Consider the following 19,560-nt stretch of genomic DNA (forward strand, 5'->3'; position numbering starts at 1 on the left):
AGTCTGCTGTGAAAGCTGTTGTAGACGAACATATTCCGGCCGGTTCGCGCATTACAGCGGGACCAGCGGCAGCCAGTGCGCGAGTTCGCCTGCGCGCGTGCCGGATACGCTCAACCCCCCGGACTTCACCGCTGCCTCGTACGAAAGCAGCCCGGTGGCCAGCAGCAGCCAGGTGCGCGCATCGGTCTCCACCACATTCGGCGGCGTACCCCGGGTATGCCGCGGCCCCTCGATGCACTGCACCGCCACGAACGGCGGCACTCGCACCTCCACTGAGCCACCGGGTGCACCGGCCGCCAACGTGCGCGCCGTGCCGCGCACCGCCGCCGCCAGCTCGGCGCGTGGGGGTGCGGGTCGGGTCTCGTCCCGCAGCCATTCCTGCACCGCCAGCACCGCGGCCCGCACCTCCGCCGGATTCACCGCTCCTCGTTGCACCACGCCTGCGAGGGTAACCGGCGTCGCCGACGGCGCTGAGCGCCCGAGGTGCGTGAGCGTTCGAGACATGGAAATGAGCAGAACAACCATTCTCCGGCTCACAAGATCTCCATAGCGTCGTAGCCATGGCAACAACGAACACGACCTCCCCACGCCTCGCGCTCGCCGTGCTCTCGGCATCGATGCTCATGACCATCCTCGACGGCAGCATCGTGACCGTCGCGCTGCCGGCGATCCAGCGCGATCTGGGCTTCAGTCCGGCCGGATCGAGCTGGATGGTCAATGCCTACCTCATCGCGTTCGGCGGCCTGTTGCTGCTGTCCGGGCGACTCGGCGATCTGATCGGCCGCAGGACCGTGTTCCTGGCCGGGAACGCCGTCTTCACCGCCGCCTCCGTCTTCGCGGGCGCGGCGACGGGCCCCGGCCAGCTGATCGTGGCCCGTTTCCTGCAGGGCGTAGGCAGCGCGCTCGCCGCGTCGGTGGTGCTGGGCATTCTGATCACTCTGTTCCCCGGTGAGGCTGAACGTGCCAGGGCCATCGGCGTTTTCAGCTTTACCGGCGCCGCGGGCGCGGCCGTCGGGCAGGTGCTCGGTGGAGTGCTCACCGATGTGCTGAGCTGGCACTGGATCTTCTTCATCAACGCGCCGATCGGGTTGGCCACGGTTGTCCTGGCGGCACGGGCGCTGCCGGCCGATCGCGGGCTCGGAATGGCAGCGGGCGCTGACGTTCTCGGCGCGCTGCTGGTCACCGCCGGGTTGATGCTCGGCATCTATACCGTCGTCGGAATCGGCGAATACGGCTGGCTGGCGGCTCGCACTCTCGGCCTCGGTGCGGTCTCGTCGATACTGCTCGCCGCATTCGTGGTCCGTCAGGCCACCGCCCGAACCCCGTTGCTGTCGCTTCGAATCTTCCGCTCCCGCAACGTTTCCAGCGCGAACCTCATTCAGATGCTGACGCTGTCGGCGATGTTCGCCTTCCAGGTCATCGTCGCGCTCTACATGCAGAAGGTGCTCGGGTACAGCACGCTCGAGACCGGGCTGGCGATGCTGCCCGCGGCGGTGGCTCTCGGCACGGTCTCACTCTTCGTGTCCGCGCCGCTGAGCACGCGTATCGGCGCCCGTAATTCGCTGATTGCCGGATTGACACTGCTACTGCTGGGCATGGGCTGGCTGACCCGGCTCCCCGTGCACGGCTCGTACGTGATCGACCTGCTGCCCATGATGGTGCTGATAGCCGGTGGTGGCCTGGTGCTTCCGGCCCTGACGGCCCTGGGCATGTCCGGCGCGAAGCCCGACGACGCGGGCCTGGCGTCCGGCCTGTTCAACACCACCCAGCAGATCGGCATGGCGCTCGGCGTCGCCGTCCTGTCCACCCTTGCCGCGTCCCGCACCGGAAACCGGCTCGCCACAGGCATTTCCGAGGCCGCGGCGTTGACCAGCGGCTACCGCCTCGCCTTCACCGTCGGCACCGGACTGCTGGCGCTGGCGCTCGCAGTGACCATCACGGTGCTGCGCTCCGCCGCCGCGGCCGAAGCCGATCCGGAGGCCGAACCCGCCGCGCTGACCCTCTGATTCCACGGCAGGATCGGTCACCGGTCTCGCGAGGTCGGTGGCGTGACCAGGGTGAGGTGGCCGGTGGCGGTGTTGTAGCTGTAGCCCGAGACTCGGATGCGGCCCGAGGCGGTGGGTGAGTTCAGGATCTTGGCTACGTCGACGGGGACCGTGGTGGCCGGGTCGGTGACCGCGGTGGCTCGGAGAGCGGCGTCGTCGAAGCCACGGGGGAGGAAGCCGTGGCGCAGCTTGTCGTCGGCCATGAGGGCCGAGCCGCAGTCGGTGTGGTGGATGACGGCGAGATCGAACCAGTCGGCGTCGGGCGTCACGGTCTCGTGCAGGTAGCTGATCCAGGCCAGGTCGTCGAGGAACGACTGATTGACGCGGCCGCCCACGGTGCGGGCGACGATCGCGTCGCCGAGCCTCAGGCCGAGCACGTCCGCGGGGTCGACGCGGGGATCGATGCAGGTGAGGATGTAGACCTGCTTGTTGGGTACGAACGGGATCTCCGGCAGTCGATCGCTGAAATCGGTTGCGGCGAAACGCTTGTTGTTCTCGAGTAGTTCGTCGAAGTTGTTCACACATACACGGTCGCAGCGCGGCGGGGTCGCAATCGTGCGGTTCGCGCCACCTGTCGTCAGAGTTGCGCCACCGGCATGCGGCGGTGGGTTCGGCGGTATTCGGTGGGCGTCGCGCCGAGCGAGCGCACCATGTGCAGGCGCAGGTTGCCGGCGGTGCCCAGCCCGCACCGCTCGGCGATGTGGTCCATCGGGAGATCGGTCGTCTCGAGGAGCCGTTGGGCCTCCAGCAGCCGTTGCGAGGACAGCCAGCGCATCGGAGTCATGCGGGTGCGTTCGCGGAAGCGGCGCGAGAAGGTGCGCGTGGTCATGCCCGCGTGGCGGGCCAGGTGGTTGAGCGACAGCGGGCGGTGCAGCTGCTCGACGGCCCATTCGAGCGTTCGGGCGAGGTCGTCGGCGTCCTCGCGCGCCCCGCGGCGGGGATCCTGGGCCTGCTCGCCGGACCGATGACCGGCCACGACCATCCGGCGGGCCACCGCATCGGCGACGCCCGCCCCGTAATCCGAGCGAACCAGATGGATATAGAAGTCGATGCTCGCGGATTGTCCCGCGCCCGTGAGGATTTGCCCGCCGTCGACGAACAAGACATCCGGATCGAGCCACACGCTCGGATACCGCCGCCGGAACTCCCCGGCCTCGCGCCAGTGCGTGGTGGCCCTGCGCCCATCGAGCAGACCCGCGCCCGCCAGTGCGAACGCACCCAAACACACCGAGGCCAGCCGCGCCCCCCGATCGTGCGCCGCCCGCAGCGCCTCGAGCACCGCCACATCCGGCGCATCGGTCGGGTAGTACCCGGGCACCACGACCGTATCGGCGCTCTCCAGGGCCTCCAGCCCCGCCGCCGCATCGATGGAGAACCCCGTCGAGGTCGCGACCGCCCCCGCCCGCACCCCGCAAACGCTGAACGAATACCGCTCGGCCTCATCCCGAAACCCGAAGATCTGCGCGGCAATCGCCAGATCGAATGCCACCACCCCTGGCAACGCCAGTGCGACGACGCAATGCGGACGCTGGTACGCCCAGGTCATCGGGCCACCCGGTCAGACAACATCACAACCCCTTCGGAGATGTTCACCTCCAGCATTACACGGCCGCACCCATGGACGGGATCGCGCCTCGGCCGTGAGTATGCCGACGGACTTCTGGAAATGCTGTCCGGCCCCGCAAAAGAGATTCAGGCTCTTTTTGCGGCGGTAACTTGCTTTCGCCTGGTCGGAGCGCCGCGCGGAGGTAGCCGACCGGCCAGGTGGGGAGCGATCGCGCCGCCTGCATTAAGGGCGAAGTGCACTAGCGCTGGTGCGAGTGTGCTGCCGGTGCGGCGGCGTAACGAGCTCAGGATCAGTCCGCCGAGTGCCGTGGCGGCCACGGTGGCGGGCACGCTGTCGCCCGCGGCGCGGGCGGGAATGATATGCCAGAGGCCGAAGGTTGAGGCGCCTAGCCAGATTCCGGACCGGCCGCAGGCACGGTCCAGGAGTGGGCCGAGGGTGGCCCGGAAGATCAGTTCTTCGGTGTAGACGGTGCCGAGTGGGATGTGGACCAGGATCCATTCGGCGAGACCGACTTCCGGTTCTCGGGACGCGAATTCGGCCAGACGAGCACGTGTGGACGGAATGGTCAGCAGGGCCGCATATCCAGCGAAGATGGATAGGGAAAGCGTTGCACCCCATGCTAATCCGTCACATCGCGCCCCATTGCGGGACGAACTGTCCGAAGGGGATTCGTCGGCACTGCCACTTCCGAACGCCGCCGCGTAGCCGGTGGCGAAGGCGGCATTGGCGGCGGTGCGCCCACGCAACCCCCACTGCAGGCGCGGCAGGATCACGGCGCTCCACAGCACCGGAATGCTCACGGCGGCAACAGTTCTCACTTGACCGCGCGCTCGTACGCTTCGGAGAGCTCGATCTCGGTGCGAATCCGCTGCTCCAGCTGCGGGTTCCAGTCCGGCGGCGGAAGGACCGCGGCCCAGCCGTCCAGTACCAGGGTGCCGTAGTTGTGGCCGTGGCCGTCGCTGACGCCCTGGGCGTTGGTGAGGTCGGCGGCGACCTGCCAGAAGGTGACGAACGGCCACCATCGCATCTGGGTGGACACGTCGGATCCGCGGCGTTCGGACAACCAATCCGGTTGGGAGAAGATCAGATCCGGCGACCACCACACGATCGGATCCGAGGCGTGCTGCAGGTAGGCGATGCGGGGACGGCGCCAATCGGGTGCGGGTTTCGTCAGATCGGCCGCGTCGGCAGCGAACCGGACCACCAGCCCGTCCGCATAGACCGGCTCGACTTCGCGCGAACCGGGGTCGCGGCGCGAGACGAACTGCTTCCACAGGCGGTTGGAATTCGGCGGCCCGACCCACAGCGCGCCGTCCACCCGCGCGCGCAGGTCCGCCAGCCCGCCGAAGGCCGACTCGGAACCCTGCGAACCCAGTGATTCCCCGTACACCAGCAGCTTCGGTCGCGCATCCGCGGGGTGTCGCGACCACGCCCGGTAGATCGCGTCGAACATCTTGCGCCCCGACTCGGCCACCTTCTGCCGGTCCGCCAGGAACGACAGCACACTGGGCAGATACGAATATTGCGAGGCCACGACCGCGGTGTCGCCGCCGTACATGTACTCGATCGCGTTGGCGGACATGGAATTCACCCAGCCGGTGCCCGTGGTGGTGACGATGACCAGCACCTTGCGATCGAACGCGTGTGTGCGCTCGAGCTCGGCGACCGCCAGATCCTCCTGGCTCTCACCGTTCTTCGTCGAATCCAGTCCGATGTACGTCCGAATCGGTTCCATCGCGGGCTGTCCCGTCACCGCACCGATCCGGAAGGCGTCGGGCCCGTGCGAGACGAACCAGCGCCCCTCCGAGCCCAGGGTGTTCCACTTCGCCAGCGACTGCGGGCTTCCCGAGCGTTCGGGCTGCTGCGGCTGCACCGCGTAGGAGGTCATCTTGTCGTTGCGCACGCTGAACGCCGAGTTGGCCACCGCGAAGAGCGCCTTCGTGGCAATGCCGTTGAACAGCGTCACGATCAGGATCACCAGCAGCACCGCACCGAGGGTCGGGGCGAACTTCGGTGGCACCCGGACCCACCGGCTCAGCAGCCGGGCCAGCAGCCGCACGATCTGCCGCAGCGTGCGGTACACCGACACCACCAGCGCGCCCACCAGCAGGCTCAGCCCGCCGGTGCGCAGATATCCCGAGGTGGTGGTGCCTGCCATGTCCATCAGTGCGAAGGTCTGGCGCTGCCAGTCGGCCGAGAGCACGAGCATGTACCCCGCGGTCAGGATGCACACCGCGAGCACGGTGAACTTGACCGAGTACTGCACCCGCAGCGACGGTGGCTGCCACGGCAGCTTCGGCCGCGCCCACCTCCGGAACATCCATTCGAACACGCACCCGACGCCGTATCCGATCACGGCGTTGAGACCGCTGATCAGGCCCTGGAACAACCAGTCTCGCGGCAGCAGCGACGGCGTGACGGACCAGGCGAAGAACACGGTCGCCACCACCAGCCCGACGTAGTTCAGGCCGATGATGTCCCGCTCGATGCGGCGCAGCGCCGTCGAGCCACGCCGGATGGCGACGACCCCGCGCGAACGCAGCGTCGTCAAGGCCTCGGCGGTGTCGAGCACCCATCAAGTATCCCCGCCCGTCCGCCGAAAATCGGGGATCTCCCGGTCGTGAGCACGCTCGCGCGGAAAATACGCGCCGGGCTCGAGTAGTTGTACGGAGGCCCGGCAGGCTTGCGCCCCGCACACTCGGTACTCATGAGCGAGCGCAGCGAGCGAACAATAGACACAGCCACACGAGTGCTCGTGACGGCACCGAGCGCTAGCGAGGTGGCGTCATGAGCACTTCCGAAACACCGGGGAAGAGCACCCCGGCATTCCTCGCCCAGGCGGCCATCGCGTTCGGCGTCAGCTTCGTCGCGACCGGCTGCGGCATCCTGTATCTGCCGCTGAACATCTGGCAGCGCGGCTTCCTGCTGATGACCGTGCTGTTCCTGGTGAGCAGCACCTTCACCCTCGCCAAGGTGGTGCGCGACCAGCACGAGTCCGCCCGTGTCCATCACCGCATCGACGAGGCCCGCCTGGAGCGGCTGATGGCCGAGCACGATCCGTTCAAGGCCTGACCGGTGGGCCCGGCGGAGGGGATCGGGCCCACCATCAGGCGAGTGACTAGGCCGCGGGCTGCGGCGTGTTGACCGGTTTGCGCTCGAGTCCCTTGTGGTCGTAGAAGCGCGTGATCACCAGGCCCAGGACCAGGCCGATGGCCAGGCCCAGCGCCGACATCCAGAAGCCGCGCGACAGGCCCGCCGGGCCGCCGGCGTCGAAGTACAGGATGGCGCGGGTGCCGACGAACACCTGGTGCATCGGCTCGAACGAGGCCAGCCAGCCGAAGTATTTCGGGGTCGCCTCGATCGGGACGGATCCGCCGGAGGACGGCAGGCCCAGGATGATGAACACGATCATGTTGACGATCAGCCCGGAGCTACCGATCGCGGCGAGCACCGAGGTGCAGGTGACCCCCACGGCGATGATCACGAACGCGCCGAAGAGGTACAGCGCTAGCGGCCGGTCGATCGGCATGCCGAGCCCGTCGCCGATGCCGATCATGACGATCGAGACGATCGCCCCCATCACCACCACCGCCGCCCATTTGAGCAGCAGGGTGTGGAACCGGGAGATCGGCGTGCGGGGATAGTGCAGATACCACGGCCCCCACTCGGTCGGCAGGAATCCCAGCGCCGAGTCGATCAGCTGGTGCACGACCATCGCCCCGACCATGCCGGCCAGCAGCAGGAGCAGGGCGTAGAAGAAGGCCGTCAGGCCCTGACCGGAACCCTCCGGCAGCGGCCGGAACTGGTCGACGACGATATTGATCGGACTGGCCAGGGTGATCCGGGCGGCGCCCGACATCGGGGTCGCCGGACCGAGCTGCGCGCTGACCTGCTCGGTCAGCTGCTTGCCGACGGTGGCGTTGACCTGGGGCAGGGCCTGCTGGCCGAACCGCTGCACGACCTGGGTGGCGAAGGCGCCGATCCGCGGATTGGTCTGCAGCGTGATGATCGGGCGTTCGATATCGCCCGGGACGACGCTGCCGACACCCAGGATGCCCAGGCGCTTGGTGAAATCGCCGGGAATGATGATCGTGCCGTACACCTGTGCCGACTGCATCTGCAGCTGAGCCTCGTTGAGGCCCAGGACACGCACGTCGAATTCGTTGGCCGGGATGGCCTTGCGCAGGCCGTCCGCGACCTGGTCGCCGAAGTTGACCCGCTGGGTCTGGCCGGGCAGCGTATCGCCGACATCCTGATTGACCAGCGCGATCGGGAAGTCGTGCAGATTCTTCTCCGGATTCACGACGTAATCCAGGTACATCAGCGTCAGCAGCGCGGCCAGCGCCGTCATCACGATGATCGGAAGGCTCCACCTCAGCGGGCTCAGGCGCCGGGGGGTAGCAGGTACTTCCGCGATGTCGGTCGTCGCCACGACCGAACCGTAGCAGCAAACGGTCTGCCAACCGGGTGATCCCGCCGGAGGTTTCGCGCGGGTGACCCGTAGAATGATCGTTGCCACCAGCCCGCCGAACAGGGAGCAAACGGTGACCAACACCGATTTGTCGGTCGAGAGCCCGAAACAGCCAGATGTGTCCGCCTCGGATCAGCCCGAAAACGAGCCCCGGGAGGAGTGCGGCGTCTTCGGCGTCTGGGCTCCCGGCGAGGATGTGGCCAAACTCACCTACTACGGCCTGTATGCGCTGCAACACCGCGGGCAGGAGGCGGCCGGCATCGCCGTCGCCGACGGCTCGCAGGTGCTGGTGTTCAAGGATCTGGGCCTGGTGAGTCAGGTATTCGACGAGCAGACCCTCGCCGCCATGCCCGGGCACGTCGCGATCGGCCACTGCCGCTACTCCACCACCGGCGCGGTGACCTGGGAGAATGCCCAGCCGATCTTCCGTACCACCGCGGTGGGCACCGGACTTGCGCTGGGCCACAACGGAAATCTCGTCAACACTGCCGAATTGGCCTCGCGTGCACGGGAATTCGGTCTGATCAACCGGATGCCGGGATCGGTTGCGGCCACCTCGGACTCGGACGTGATGACCGCGCTGCTGGCCCACGCGGCGGCAGACAAGAGCATCGAGCAGGCGGCCATGGAGCTGCTGCCCACCCTGCGCGGCGCGTTCTGCCTGACTTTCATGGACGAGCACACCCTCTACGCCGCGCGCGATCCGCACGGGGTGCGCCCGCTGTGCCTGGGCCGCCTGGATCGCGGCTGGGTGGTTGCCAGCGAGACCGCGGCCCTGGACATCGTCGGCGCGGCCTTCGTGCGTGAGATCGAGCCCGGTGAACTGCTGGCGATCGATGCCGACGGGGTGCGCTCCTCGCGGTTCGCGAACCCCGAGCCCAAGGGTTGCGTCTTCGAATACGTCTATCTGGCCCGGCCCGACAGCACCATCTCGGGCCGCTCGGTGCACGCCACCCGCGTGGACATCGGCCGCCGCCTGGCCAAGGAGCACTCGGTCGAGGCCGATCTGGTCATCCCGGTGCCCGAGTCGGGCACCCCGGCCGCCGTCGGCTACGCGCAGGGCTCGGGCATTCCCTACGGTCAGGGCCTGATGAAGAACGCCTACGTCGGGCGCACCTTCATTCAGCCCAGCCAGACCATCCGCCAGCTCGGTATCCGGCTCAAGCTCAACCCGCTGCGCGAGGTGATCCGCGGCAAACGGCTGGTCGTGGTGGACGATTCGATTGTTCGCGGCAACACCCAGCGCGCGCTGATCCGCATGCTGCGCGAGGCCGGCGCGCTCGAGATCCACGTCCGCATCGCTTCGCCCCCGGTGAAGTGGCCCTGCTTCTACGGCATCGACTTCGCCTCGCGCGCGGAGCTGATCGCGAACGGGGCTGATTCCGAGGGCACGCTCGAGGAGATGGTGGAGAACGTGCGGCGCTCCATCGGCGCCGACAGCCTGGGCTACGTCTCCCTCGACGGCATGGTCGCGGCCACCGAGCAGCCGCGCTCGCGGCTGTGCTGCGCCTGTTTCGACGGGAACTACCCGATTCCGCTGCCGACCGAGGCCGCGATCGGGAAAAATGTGCTCGAGGGGATCCTCGGCAACAAGTCGGAATCGGAGCTGCTCGGCGCGAACGCGAACGCGAGCGCGCTGAGCCGCCCCTGAGTTCACCCACCCCGCCCCCGAAGGCGGCATCCGCTCGCACGAGTCACATTCGGCCGGGATCCTGTTAGGGATTCCGGCCGTCTGCTTGTCGGAGTGACTACCAGTCGCACCGCTTGGACTACCAATTGTTGCGAAACGCAACATATCGGCAACGTGGTGGCGGTACTGTCCCGCCATATCGAAGTTCACCGCGGCCGCACCGCCCTGTGATCCAGGGTGGCGCGTGCCGCGTTGCGAGGTGAGGACAGTCATGCGACGAGCGGCGACACAGGCGTCGACGACCCGGTCGGGTCGAGTAAAAACAATTACGGCGGTTGGGATGGCGGGTCTTGCGCTGTTCGCGGTCGCCGGATGCGGGTCCGGGCGCACCAACGGCGGGGGCGGCGGCGCCGGCCTGGTCATCGGGACCACCGACAAGATCTACTCCCTGGATCCGGCCGCGGCCTACGATCAGGGCTCCTACGTGCCGGAGACCCAGCTCTACCAGCACCTGCTGAACTTCGCTCCGGGCGCGACGACCGCGACTCCCGACGCCGCGCAGCAGTGCGCTTTCGCCACACCCACCACGTTTTCCTGCACGCTGAAGCCGGGCCTGAAGTTCGCCAATGGTGATCCGCTGACCGCGACCAGCGTGAAGTTCTCCTTCGACCGCATGCTCAAGATCAACGATCCGAACGGTCCGGCCTCGCTGCTGGGCAACCTGGATCACACGGATGTCCTCAACGCCGACACCGTGGTGTTCACTCTCAAGAACGCCAACGATCAGACCTTCGCGCCGGTGCTGGCCACGCAGGCCGGGCCGATCGTCGACGAGAAGGTGTTCCCGGCCGACAAGGTGCTGGAGGACGACGCGGTCGTCAAGGGCAAGGGATACTCCGGCCCGTACACCATCACCAGCTACGACAAGAACAAGCTCGTTCAGTACCAGGCGAATCCGGGCTACAGCGGCATCCTCGGCAAGCCGAAGACCGCGACGGTGTCCGAGAAGTACTACGCCTCCAGCGACAACCTCAAGCTGGACATCCAGAACGGCAACATCGATGTCGCGTATCGCAGCCTGAGCCCGACCGACCTGGATTCTCTGGGTAAGGACGGCAAGGTGGCCGTGCACTCGGGTCCCGGCGGTGAGCTGCGCTACATCGTGTTCAACATGAATACGATGCCGGGCGGTACTCCCGACCAGAAGCTGGCGGTCCGCAAGGCGGTGGCCTCCAGCATCGACCGCGACGCGCTGTCCACCGGCGTGTACAAGGGCACCTATCAGCCCGCGTATTCGCCTGTGCCGTCGGCCTATCCGGGCGCGATCGAGCCATACAAGACCATCTACGGCGACAAGCCCAACAAGGACCAGGCGGCCAAGTTCCTGTCCGACGCCGGCGTGCAGACCCCGGTGACGCTGAACCTGCAGTACAACCCGGATCACTACGGCTCCAGCAGCTCCGAGGAGTACGCCGCGATCAAGAATCAGCTCGAGGCCACCGGACTGTTCAAGGTCAACCTGCAGTCCACCGAATGGGTGACCTACAACAAGGAGCGGGTGAAGGACGGCTACCCGGTCTTCCAGATGGGCTGGTTCCCGGACTACCCGGACGCGGACGACTACCTGACCCCGTTCTTCGCGCCGAACAACTTCCTGCAGAACCACTTCGAGGATCCGGGCCTGACCGCGCAGATGACCGCCGAGGCCACCGAGCCGGACAAGGACAAGCGCGCCGCGATCATCCAGCAGATCCAGACGGACATGGCGCAAAAGTTCCTGTCGATCATTCCGCTGCTCTCGGGTAAGCAGATCGCGGTCGCGACCAAGAGCGTGCAGGGTGTGGACACCACGCTCGACCCGTCGACCAAGTTCCGCTTCAGCGTGCTGAGCAAGTGACGACCGTAACCACCGAGCAGGAGTCGGCCGCCCCGGCTCCTGCTCGCTCGAAGGCGCCGCGCCGCAGCGGATCTCGTTACGGCGCGCTGCTGCGCTACCTGGGCGTGCGGCTGCTGCTGATCATCCCGACGGCCTGGATTCTGGTCACGGTGGTGTTCTTCCTGATGCGGGTCGTGGGCGATCCGATCAGTGCCGCGCTGGGCGGGCGGCTGCCACCGGACCAGATCGCCGCGCGCAAGCACGCGGCCGGCTACGACCGGCCCATCCTGACCCAGTACTGGCAGTACATCTCCGGGATCGTGCGCGGGAATTTCGGTCGTACTCAGGACAATCAGGCCATCGGTCACGTCGTCGTCAGCTACGGCGCGGCGACGCTGGAGCTGGTGTTCTGGGCGTTGATCGTGGCGTTCCTGGTCGGCGTGCCGCTGGGGCGGGTGGCCGCCAAGCGGCGGGACAAGCCGGCCGATGTGGGGCTGCGGCTGTTCGCGATCCTGGTCTACGCCGCGCCGGTGTTCTTCGTCGGCCTGCTGCTCAAGCTGGTGTTCGCGGTGAAACTGGGCTGGCTGCCTGTGGCCGGGCGGGCCAGCACCAATGTCGAACTCGCGCTGCAGAACGTCTCGCCGAAGACGAACATCCTGTTCATCGACGCGATCCTGTACGGCGACAACGGATATCTGCTCGACGTGGTGAAGCACGCCATCCTGCCCGCGATCACGCTCGGGCTGCTGACCGCGGGCATATTCCTGCGGCTCGTGCGGATCAACCTGATCCAGACGCTGCGCAGCGATTTCGTCGACGCCGCACGTGCCCGCGGGCTCTCGGACCGGGTGGTGACGGGCCGACATGCGTTCCGCAACGCGATGATTCCGATCGTCACGGTGATGGGCATGCAGATCGCGATGATGCTCGGCGGCGCCGTGCTCACCGAGATCACGTTCGAATGGAAGGGCCTGGGGTATCAGCTGGCGCAGTATCTGCAGGCGCGGGACTTCGTCGCGGTGCAGGGCATCGTCGCGTTCCTCGCGCTGATCGTCGCTGTGGTGAGCTTCCTGGTGGATGTTGTTGTGGCTCTTATTGATCCGAGGGTGAGGTTCTAGTGACCGCTCCTGAATTGATGGCCGAACCGGTCGTCATCCCGGCCGCGCCGCGCCGCGGGATCCCGGGGCTGAAGCTGTTCTCGCTCACCTCGGGGCTGCAGCGGGTGACGCTGATCTGCGGGCTCGCGCTGATCGGGCTGTTCGTGATCGTCGCGCTGTTCGCGCCGCTGATCGCGCCCTACGGATTCGCCCAGATCTCCGATCACGGTGTGGATTTCGTGCGCCAGCAGGCGCCCTCGGCGCAGCACTGGTTCGGCACCTCGGTGCGCGGGGAGGACGTGTTCTCCCGCGTGGTCTACGGCGCGCGCACGGCGCTGATCGTCATCGCGATCTCGCTGGTGCTCTCGCTGATCGTCGGCGTGCCGCTGGGTTTGGTGTCCGGCTATGTCGGGCGCTGGGTGGACCGGGTGCTGGTGCTGTTCATGGACGCGATCTACGCGTTCCCGACGCTGCTGCTGGCGATCGTGGTGTCGATCGTGGTGGCGGGCGGCAACTCGTCGAGCTTCGGCGGCGTGCTGTCCGCGGCCGTGGCGATCACGGTGATCTATGTGCCGCAATACTTCCGGGTGGTGCGCAATGCGACGGTGGCGGTGAAGACCGAACCCTACGTCGATGCCGCCCGGGTCACCGGCGCGCCCATCGGGCGAATCCTGTTCCGGCACATCTTCCCCAACGTCACCCAGTCGCTGCCGGTGATCATCACCCTCAACGGCTCCGAGGCGATCCTGACGCTGGCCGCGCTGGGATTCCTGGGTTACGGCATCGAGCCGACCCAGGCCGCCGAATGGGGCTACGACCTGAACAAGGCGCTGGCCGATGTGTCCGACGGGATCTGGTGGACCGGCATATTTCCCGGTGTCGCGATCGTGCTGATCGTGCTCGGAATGACGATGGTGGGCGAGAGCCTCAACGAGGTACTCAACCCGCTGCTGCGCACCCGGCGGAACGTCGATGCGGCCCCCGCCGACGGAGTGGCTCAGGAGGGCAAGGATGACTGAATCGAACGGCGAACCCGCTGTGATGGCGCAGGAGGGTACCTCGGGTCGCCCGACGGCCCTGGCGATTCGGTCGCTGTCGGTCACCTTCGCGACCGATGCGGGCGCGGTCAACGCGGTCGACGACGTGTCGTACGAGGTCTATCCGGGCGAGGTACTGGCCATCGTCGGCGAGTCCGGATCCGGTAAATCGGTGAGTTCGCGCACCGCGATCGGCCTGCTGCCCAAGACCGCTCGCGTCAAGGGATTGGTCACCGTTGGTGCCGACACGATCACCGCGATGTCGGAGAAGCAGCTGACCGCGATCCGCGGCGGCGATATCTCGATGGTGTTTCAGGAGCCCGGCGCGGCCCTGGATCCGCTGTTCACCGTCGGGTACCAGATCTGCGAGGCCCTGCGCGCGCACACCGGCCTGAAACGCAAGGCCGCGAAAGCCCGTGCGGTGGAGCTACTTCGGATGGTCGGCCTGCCGGATCCGGAACACCGGGTCGACTTCTACCCGCATCAGCTCTCGGGCGGGCAGAAGCAGCGCGTGATGATCGCGATCGCCATCGCCTGCGAGCCCAAGGTGATCATTGCCGACGAGCCGACTACGGCGCTGGACGTCACCGTGCAGGCCGAAATCCTGGAGCTGCTACGCGATCTGCGTGATCGCATCGGCAGCGCCATCGTGCTGATCACCCACAATATGGGTGTGGTCGCCGATCTGGCCGACCGCGTCGTGGTGATGCGCTCGGGCAAGGTCGTGGAGACCGCGCCGGTGGACGAGCTGTTTTCCGCGCCGAAGGCGCAGTACACCCGCGATCTGCTTGCCGCCGTACCGCACCTGGGTGCGGGGCTGGCGCCGAGCGAGGAGGCGGTGTCGCCCATTGCGCCGCAGTCGGATTCGGTGCTCGGTGCCGATCGGGCGGCCGAAGATAGTGCGGCAGCGGATATACCAGCTGCTCAGGTGGCGGGGAAAGGTAAGGATCCGGCCGATGCGGCGGTGGAGACCGTCCTCGAGGTTCGCGATCTGACCGTGGAATTCCCCGGGGTGCTGGGCCGTTCGGCCTTCCGCGCGGTCGATGCGGTGAGCCTGACCATTGGCCGCGGCGAAACGCTCGGTTTGGTAGGGGAATCCGGGTCCGGCAAGACCACGATCGGTCGCTGCGTCGCGGCCTTGCAGCGGCCGTCCGCCGGCGTCATCCGGATTCAGGGCAAGGAGCTGACCGGGCTGTCGGAGCGCAAGCTGCGCCCGGTGCGCAAGCGGCTCGGCTTCGTATTCCAGGATCCGGCAACGTCATTGAATCCGCGCCTGACGGTCGGGCAGTGCATCGCCGAGCCACTGGTGGTCCACCGCGCGGCCACTGGCGAGGCGTTGCGCACCCGGGTACGCACCATCCTGGACGCGGTGCAACTGCCCACGGGCACCGAAAAGCGCTATCCGCACGAACTGTCGGGCGGGCAGCGGCAGCGCGCGAGCCTGGCGCGGGCCCTGGTGCTTAATCCGGATCTGCTGATCGCCGACGAGCCGACCAGCGCGTTGGATGTCTCCGTGCAGGCCACCGTGCTCGAGCTGTTCGCCGATCTGCAGCGGGAATTCGGCTGGGCGTGCCTGTTCATCAGTCACGACCTGGCCGTGGTGGATCAGCTCGCTGCCCGGATCATGGTGCTGCGCAACGGCGCCGTGGTCGAGCAAGGTACCCGCGACGAGATCCTGCGCCACCCGGCCCAGGAGTACACCCAGCGCCTGGTCGCGGCCGTCCCGGTGCCCGACCCGGTCGAACAGCGCCGCCGCCGCGCCGCCTCCGCGGCCCTGTTCGCGACCGACCACGGAGGCTGACCCGAATCAGCTGTGGCACCCACGAATTCCGCCCGGAAGACACCAGGCGGTGCCAGGGTCGGCGGCCGGTGCCGGACGGTCGTCGACCCTCAGGGGTGTTTCACCATCGGTTATTCCGATAGCTCGCCATGGTCCGCTGACGGCTGGCCGCGGCCTGTATCCGCCGTTCGCCGGCTCAACACCGTCGCGACCAACGCCGTGCCATCGGCGGTCCGACCACCCGGACCCGGTTGATATGCAACGGATTCGGCAGTGAGTGCGGTGCCGCAGCGATCGCATGTCACCGCCGCATTGGCCTGCTCGCCGCAGGTATGGTGCCGCAGCAGTAACGGCGGCCCCTGCTGCCCGGACTCCCACCGGTCACCCCATGCCATGAGCGCGAACAGCGCCGGAATCAGATCGCGCCCCTTGTCGGTCAGGTGATACTCGTAGCGGTCGGGCCGCTGCTCGTACAAATGACGTTGCAGCACACCACCATCCACCAGCCGTTGCAGCCGCTGGCTCAGCACATTGGTGGCCACCCCGAGATCCCGCTGCAACTCTTCGAAGCGCCGCAGACCCAGGGCGGCGTCGCGAAGTATCAACAGCGCCCACGGATCGCCCACGATCGACGCCGACCGCGCGATCGAGCACGCGATCTCGTGAAAGTCTGTCCTCGCCACACCCAGTCCCTTGCTTTTAGCAACCTAGCTGTTTACAGTCCTATTATGTACCACGCCATCGTACGATTCCTGGTCCGCAGAACCTGGCGCCGCACCGGCAGCGGCGACCACGACGCCGCGGTGTCGATGGCCGCCCCGGATGTCCACTTCCGATTCCTCGGTGATACGCCGCTCGGCGCCGACGTCCGCGGCCGGGAGGCCTTCCGCGACTGGTTCACCCGATTCGACCGCCTCCTGCCCGGCGTCCGCCTCGAATTGGTGGACGTGGTAGCCGGCGGCTGGCCGTGGAATACCACGGTGGCGGTCCACTTGTGCGCGAGCGCCACGCTCGCCGACGGCACCCCTTACCGCAACACCGCGATGCAGTGGATCACCCTGCGCTGGGGCCGCCTGGTGGACGACCTCGTCCTGGAAGACACCCTGACACTCCAACGCGCCCTGGACGCACAACAACTCGCCCAGCGCCCATAACGCCACAGCGGGCTCAGGACGTTGTTGACGTCACGGTCTGCGGGGTGTCGGTATCGGTGACCTCGAGACGTGCTCGGCGGAGTCGTTCCCGACCCCATTGGCCGAGCGGGCGGAGCGCCTCGTTGAGGGAGGCACCTGCCTCGGTGAGGGAGTATTCGACCTTTGGTGGCACTTCCGCGTAGACCTCGCGGTGGACGAGACCGTCTTCCTCCATCTGGCGGAGATGCTGGGTGAGCATCTTCTCGCTGACCCCCGGCAGCGCGCGGCGCAGTTCGGCGAAGCGCCGGGTGCCGTGAGCGTGGAGCTCCCACAGGACCAGGCCCTTCCACTTGCCGCTCACGACGTCCAGTGCGGCGTCGATTCCGCAGATGTACGGTCCCGACCTCGGTCCCTTCGCCACGGCTGCCTCCTCACTAACCAAACAGTAAGTACCGAAGAAAATAGTGGGTACTTTCCAGTACCGGTGCCGCTGTCCAGCATGGACGGATGACTTCACCGACCACAACCCCGATATCCACAGGCGTGACGATGCTCGGGCTCGGGGCGATGGGCAGCGCCCTCGCCGCCCGGCTCCTTGCAGCCGGCCACCCGGTGACCGTATGGAACCGGAGCGTAGGTCGCGACGCTGATCTGGTCGAGCGCGGCGCCCGGCGCGCCGAGACCGTTGCCGACGCCGTCACCGCGCAGCCGCTGATCGTTGCCTGCTTGCTCCGGCACCCTTCGGTGCACCACACCCTCGACCCCGTCGTCGCTCAGCTGCGCGGCAAGACGCTGGTCAACCTCACCACAACCACTCCGAACGAGGCGCGCGAGCTGGCTGCGTGGGCCGCCGAGCACGGGATCGACTATCTCGACGGCGCCATCCTGGCCGTGCCCGCCATGATCGGATCACCCGGCGCGCAGGTCTTCTACGGCGGCTCGCAGGCCGCCTTCGACCAGCACCGCAAAGTCCTCGACACGTGGGCAACCAGCATCTTCGACGGTTCGGATGCGGGCAGGGCGTCGCTGATCGACCTTGCCATGCTGTCCGCGATGTACCAGATGTTCGCCGGCTTCATTCACGGCGCTGCGATGGTCGGCTCGGAAGGCATGACCGCCACGGAGTTCGCCGCTCGCACGACTCCGTTCATCAGTGCCATGACCGCCAGTTTCGCTGGCTTCGCGCGGATTATCGACGGCGGCGACTACGCCGTTGCCGGCCAGCAGAGCCTGGACTTCTCCGATCTGTCGTACATCGTGCGCGCCAGCGACGAGCAGGGGGTGAACCCGGCGACGCTCGCCGCGGTGCAGGCGCTGATCGGCCGGCAGGTCGCCGCCGGACACGGTTCCGAAGGATTCTCGCGAATCTACGAGAGCTTCCGCGCGGCCGAGGTGACAGTCGGTGGTGGCCGGGAAACGGTCGGTGGCAGTCACGATGAACGGTATATGTAACGACTCGGGGCTCCTCGGTGGCCGCGCTACCAGCGAGTACGGGAATACCGAGCATTGACTGTCACGCCGGAGTCGCATTACAATAACGACTTGATAACAAGTTCTGCTGACGATCACCTTGCCTAGCGCAACGAGTCGAGAGCTTACCTGCCACAGCAATTCGGCAACCCAATAATGCGACGGCCGCACTCGGCAGCATGCCGGGTCCGGCTGCACGCGGGCGCGCACGCGCCGCCCTGCGATTACATCCACACCACAACTTGTCCGGCCGGCGGGGAGAGCTTCGCGCGGCCGCGTGACCAGAACACGGATCCTGCTGATGACTGCACTCTCACTCCTTGCCTGCCGATATGTGCGTTCCGACGACACGCCATTGCCGCCGGGGGCACTCGGCTCCGCGCTGGGCCGTGGACGGCTCGGCTGTGCTGATAGTGACGTAGGTGCGCGATGGTGACTGTTCCGGCCGTGGAACCTGCGCCCGAGCCGGGCCGCGAATCCGGCACGGTCGTCAACCCGGGTCGAACCAGCCTGTATTCACAGGCACTGCGGCTTGCCTGTCGTGGCGTGGTTGCCCCGGTCGTACGGCATTACCCGATCCACCCGGTAACGATGCCGGTCGCTCGCACCGTCCTGGACGGCCTGGCGAGGGTGCGCCCGGCGCCGCGCGGGGTGGAGCGCGAGCAGATACGCCTGAAGGGGTTCCGAATGGAGATCCTGCATCCGGCGGGTCGACGGCGGTCGTTGCGTGACGGCGCGGTGATGTACATGCACGGTGGTGCCTTCTTCATGTGCGGGCTGGATTCGCACCGGCCGATCGCCGCCAGTTTGGCCCGGCGCACCGGACTGCCCGTGGTGAACGTGGAATACCGGCAGCTACCGGGCACGACCATCACCGGTTCGATCCAGGACTGCCTGACCGCATATCGATGGTTGTTGCGGCACGGTGCCGATCCGGCCCGGACCGTGTTCGCCGGCGATTCGGCCGGTGGGTTCCTGAGTTTCGCGACAGCCCTGCAGGCGAACCTCCACGGATTGCCCGTTCCGGCCGGGCTGATCGGCCTGTCACCGCTGTTGGACCTGGACCACCACGCCAAGCAGGATTACTGCAATGTCGGCCGCGACGCCTACATTCCGATCTCGGCGGTGCGGCGCATGGTGCACTACGGCGCCAAGGTGGACGGGCAGGTCGATCCGGCACTGTCGCCGGTGAACGGGTCGCTGGCGGGCTTGCCGCCGGTGCTGCTGATGGTCGGTGAGGACGAACTGCTGCGGTATGACTGCGAGCTGATGGCGCAGCGACTGACCGCGGCCGGTGTGCCGAATTCGCTGGAATTGTGGCGTGGGCAGGTGCACGCGTTCATGAGCATCCTGCCCGACCTGCCCGAGAGCCGCGCCGCGCTGGCACGGGCGGCGCGTTTCACCCGCTCCCGGGTCGAGGTCGGAGCGAGCGCCCGCAGGGCGTGAACGCTCCC

18 protein-coding genes are annotated in these 19,560 nt (G+C 67.3%); 10 read left to right on the forward strand and 8 right to left on the reverse strand.

What is annotated here, in order from left to right; all coding sequences use genetic code 11:
• Window positions 1–51: 51 nt before the first annotated feature.
• Complete coding sequence (locus KO481_RS06520) at window positions 52–438, reverse strand: sterol carrier family protein (protein ID WP_215916098.1); 387 nt, start codon at window positions 436–438, stop codon at window positions 52–54.
• A gap of 122 nt (window positions 439–560) precedes the next feature.
• On the opposite strand from KO481_RS06520, the gene KO481_RS06525 reads away from it, so the two are divergent.
• Window positions 561–2,006 (forward strand): MFS transporter, encoded by a 1,446-nt coding sequence (locus KO481_RS06525; RefSeq protein WP_215916099.1) that lies wholly within the window; start codon window positions 561–563, stop codon window positions 2,004–2,006.
• Window positions 2,007–2,023: 17 nt separating this feature from the next.
• Here the strand turns inward: KO481_RS06525 and KO481_RS06530 are convergent, their stop codons facing one another.
• From KO481_RS06530 to KO481_RS06545, 4 genes are all read right to left on the reverse strand, one after another.
• Entirely contained in the window at window positions 2,024–2,566 is a 543-nt protein-coding gene (locus KO481_RS06530; protein WP_215916100.1) for a carbonic anhydrase, read from the reverse strand.
• A gap of 56 nt (window positions 2,567–2,622) precedes the next feature.
• Entirely contained in the window at window positions 2,623–3,591 is a 969-nt protein-coding gene (locus KO481_RS06535) for a GlxA family transcriptional regulator (RefSeq protein ID WP_215916101.1), read from the reverse strand.
• 146 nt (window positions 3,592–3,737) lie between these two features.
• Complete coding sequence (locus KO481_RS06540) at window positions 3,738–4,412, reverse strand: CPBP family intramembrane glutamic endopeptidase (protein WP_308166370.1); 675 nt, start codon at window positions 4,410–4,412, stop codon at window positions 3,738–3,740.
• A gap of 14 nt (window positions 4,413–4,426) precedes the next feature.
• Entirely contained in the window at window positions 4,427–6,184 is a 1,758-nt protein-coding gene (locus tag KO481_RS06545; protein ID WP_215916103.1) for an alpha/beta hydrolase, read from the reverse strand.
• 215 nt (window positions 6,185–6,399) lie between these two features.
• On the opposite strand from KO481_RS06545, the gene KO481_RS06550 reads away from it, so the two are divergent.
• Window positions 6,400–6,684, forward strand: a complete 285-nt coding sequence (locus KO481_RS06550) for a YiaA/YiaB family inner membrane protein (protein WP_215916104.1) — start codon at window positions 6,400–6,402, stop codon at window positions 6,682–6,684.
• A 46-nt stretch (window positions 6,685–6,730) separates the two neighbouring features.
• Here KO481_RS06550 and KO481_RS06555 read toward each other — a convergent pair whose 3' ends face one another.
• Complete coding sequence (locus KO481_RS06555) at window positions 6,731–8,044, reverse strand: YhgE/Pip domain-containing protein (protein ID WP_372451928.1); 1,314 nt, start codon at window positions 8,042–8,044, stop codon at window positions 6,731–6,733.
• Between the two features lie 112 nt (window positions 8,045–8,156).
• On the opposite strand from KO481_RS06555, the gene purF reads away from it, so the two are divergent.
• The 5 genes from purF to KO481_RS06580 all read left to right on the forward strand — a co-directional run bounded on the left by purF (window position 8,157) and on the right by KO481_RS06580 (window position 15,524).
• Window positions 8,157–9,734: an amidophosphoribosyltransferase gene (gene purF, locus KO481_RS06560; RefSeq protein WP_215916105.1), complete on the forward strand. Its 1,578-nt coding sequence runs from the start codon at window positions 8,157–8,159 to the stop codon at window positions 9,732–9,734.
• Between the two features lie 319 nt (window positions 9,735–10,053).
• Window positions 10,054–11,610, forward strand: coding sequence for an ABC transporter substrate-binding protein (locus KO481_RS06565; RefSeq protein ID WP_215916106.1), 1,557 nt, complete (start codon window positions 10,054–10,056; stop codon window positions 11,608–11,610).
• An 86-nt stretch (window positions 11,611–11,696) separates the two neighbouring features.
• Window positions 11,697–12,707: an ABC transporter permease gene (locus tag KO481_RS06570; protein WP_215916640.1), complete on the forward strand. Its 1,011-nt coding sequence runs from the start codon at window positions 11,697–11,699 to the stop codon at window positions 12,705–12,707.
• Window positions 12,708–12,724: 17 nt separating this feature from the next.
• On the forward strand, window positions 12,725–13,705 hold the full coding sequence (locus KO481_RS06575; protein ID WP_215916641.1) for an ABC transporter permease: 981 nt from the start codon (window positions 12,725–12,727) through the stop codon (window positions 13,703–13,705).
• Complete coding sequence (locus KO481_RS06580; RefSeq protein ID WP_215916107.1) at window positions 13,698–15,524, forward strand: ABC transporter ATP-binding protein; 1,827 nt, start codon at window positions 13,698–13,700, stop codon at window positions 15,522–15,524. Before KO481_RS06575 ends, KO481_RS06580 begins: the two co-directional genes overlap by 8 nt.
• A gap of 110 nt (window positions 15,525–15,634) precedes the next feature.
• Here KO481_RS06580 and KO481_RS06585 read toward each other — a convergent pair whose 3' ends face one another.
• On the reverse strand, window positions 15,635–16,186 hold the full coding sequence (locus KO481_RS06585) for a winged helix-turn-helix transcriptional regulator (protein ID WP_215916108.1): 552 nt from the start codon (window positions 16,184–16,186) through the stop codon (window positions 15,635–15,637).
• A 45-nt stretch (window positions 16,187–16,231) separates the two neighbouring features.
• On the opposite strand from KO481_RS06585, the gene KO481_RS06590 reads away from it, so the two are divergent.
• Complete coding sequence (locus KO481_RS06590; RefSeq protein WP_215916109.1) at window positions 16,232–16,657, forward strand: nuclear transport factor 2 family protein; 426 nt, start codon at window positions 16,232–16,234, stop codon at window positions 16,655–16,657.
• Window positions 16,658–16,670: 13 nt separating this feature from the next.
• On the opposite strand, the gene KO481_RS06595 is transcribed toward KO481_RS06590, so the two are convergent.
• Window positions 16,671–17,057: a winged helix-turn-helix transcriptional regulator gene (locus KO481_RS06595; protein ID WP_215916110.1), complete on the reverse strand. Its 387-nt coding sequence runs from the start codon at window positions 17,055–17,057 to the stop codon at window positions 16,671–16,673.
• Window positions 17,058–17,143: 86 nt separating this feature from the next.
• On the opposite strand from KO481_RS06595, the gene KO481_RS06600 reads away from it, so the two are divergent.
• Both KO481_RS06600 and KO481_RS06605 read left to right on the forward strand, forming a co-directional pair.
• Window positions 17,144–18,088, forward strand: a complete 945-nt coding sequence (locus tag KO481_RS06600; protein ID WP_215916111.1) for an NAD(P)-dependent oxidoreductase — start codon at window positions 17,144–17,146, stop codon at window positions 18,086–18,088.
• Window positions 18,089–18,535: 447 nt separating this feature from the next.
• The gene (locus tag KO481_RS06605; protein ID WP_215916112.1) at window positions 18,536–19,552 is read left to right on the forward strand and encodes an alpha/beta hydrolase; all 1,017 of its coding nucleotides are present in this window, start codon (window positions 18,536–18,538) and stop codon (window positions 19,550–19,552) included.
• The last annotated feature ends 8 nt before the right edge of the window (window positions 19,553–19,560 follow it).

This window comes from Nocardia albiluteola, assembly GCF_018860155.1.
In the GTDB taxonomy this organism is placed as follows: domain Bacteria; phylum Actinomycetota; class Actinomycetes; order Mycobacteriales; family Mycobacteriaceae; genus Nocardia; species Nocardia albiluteola.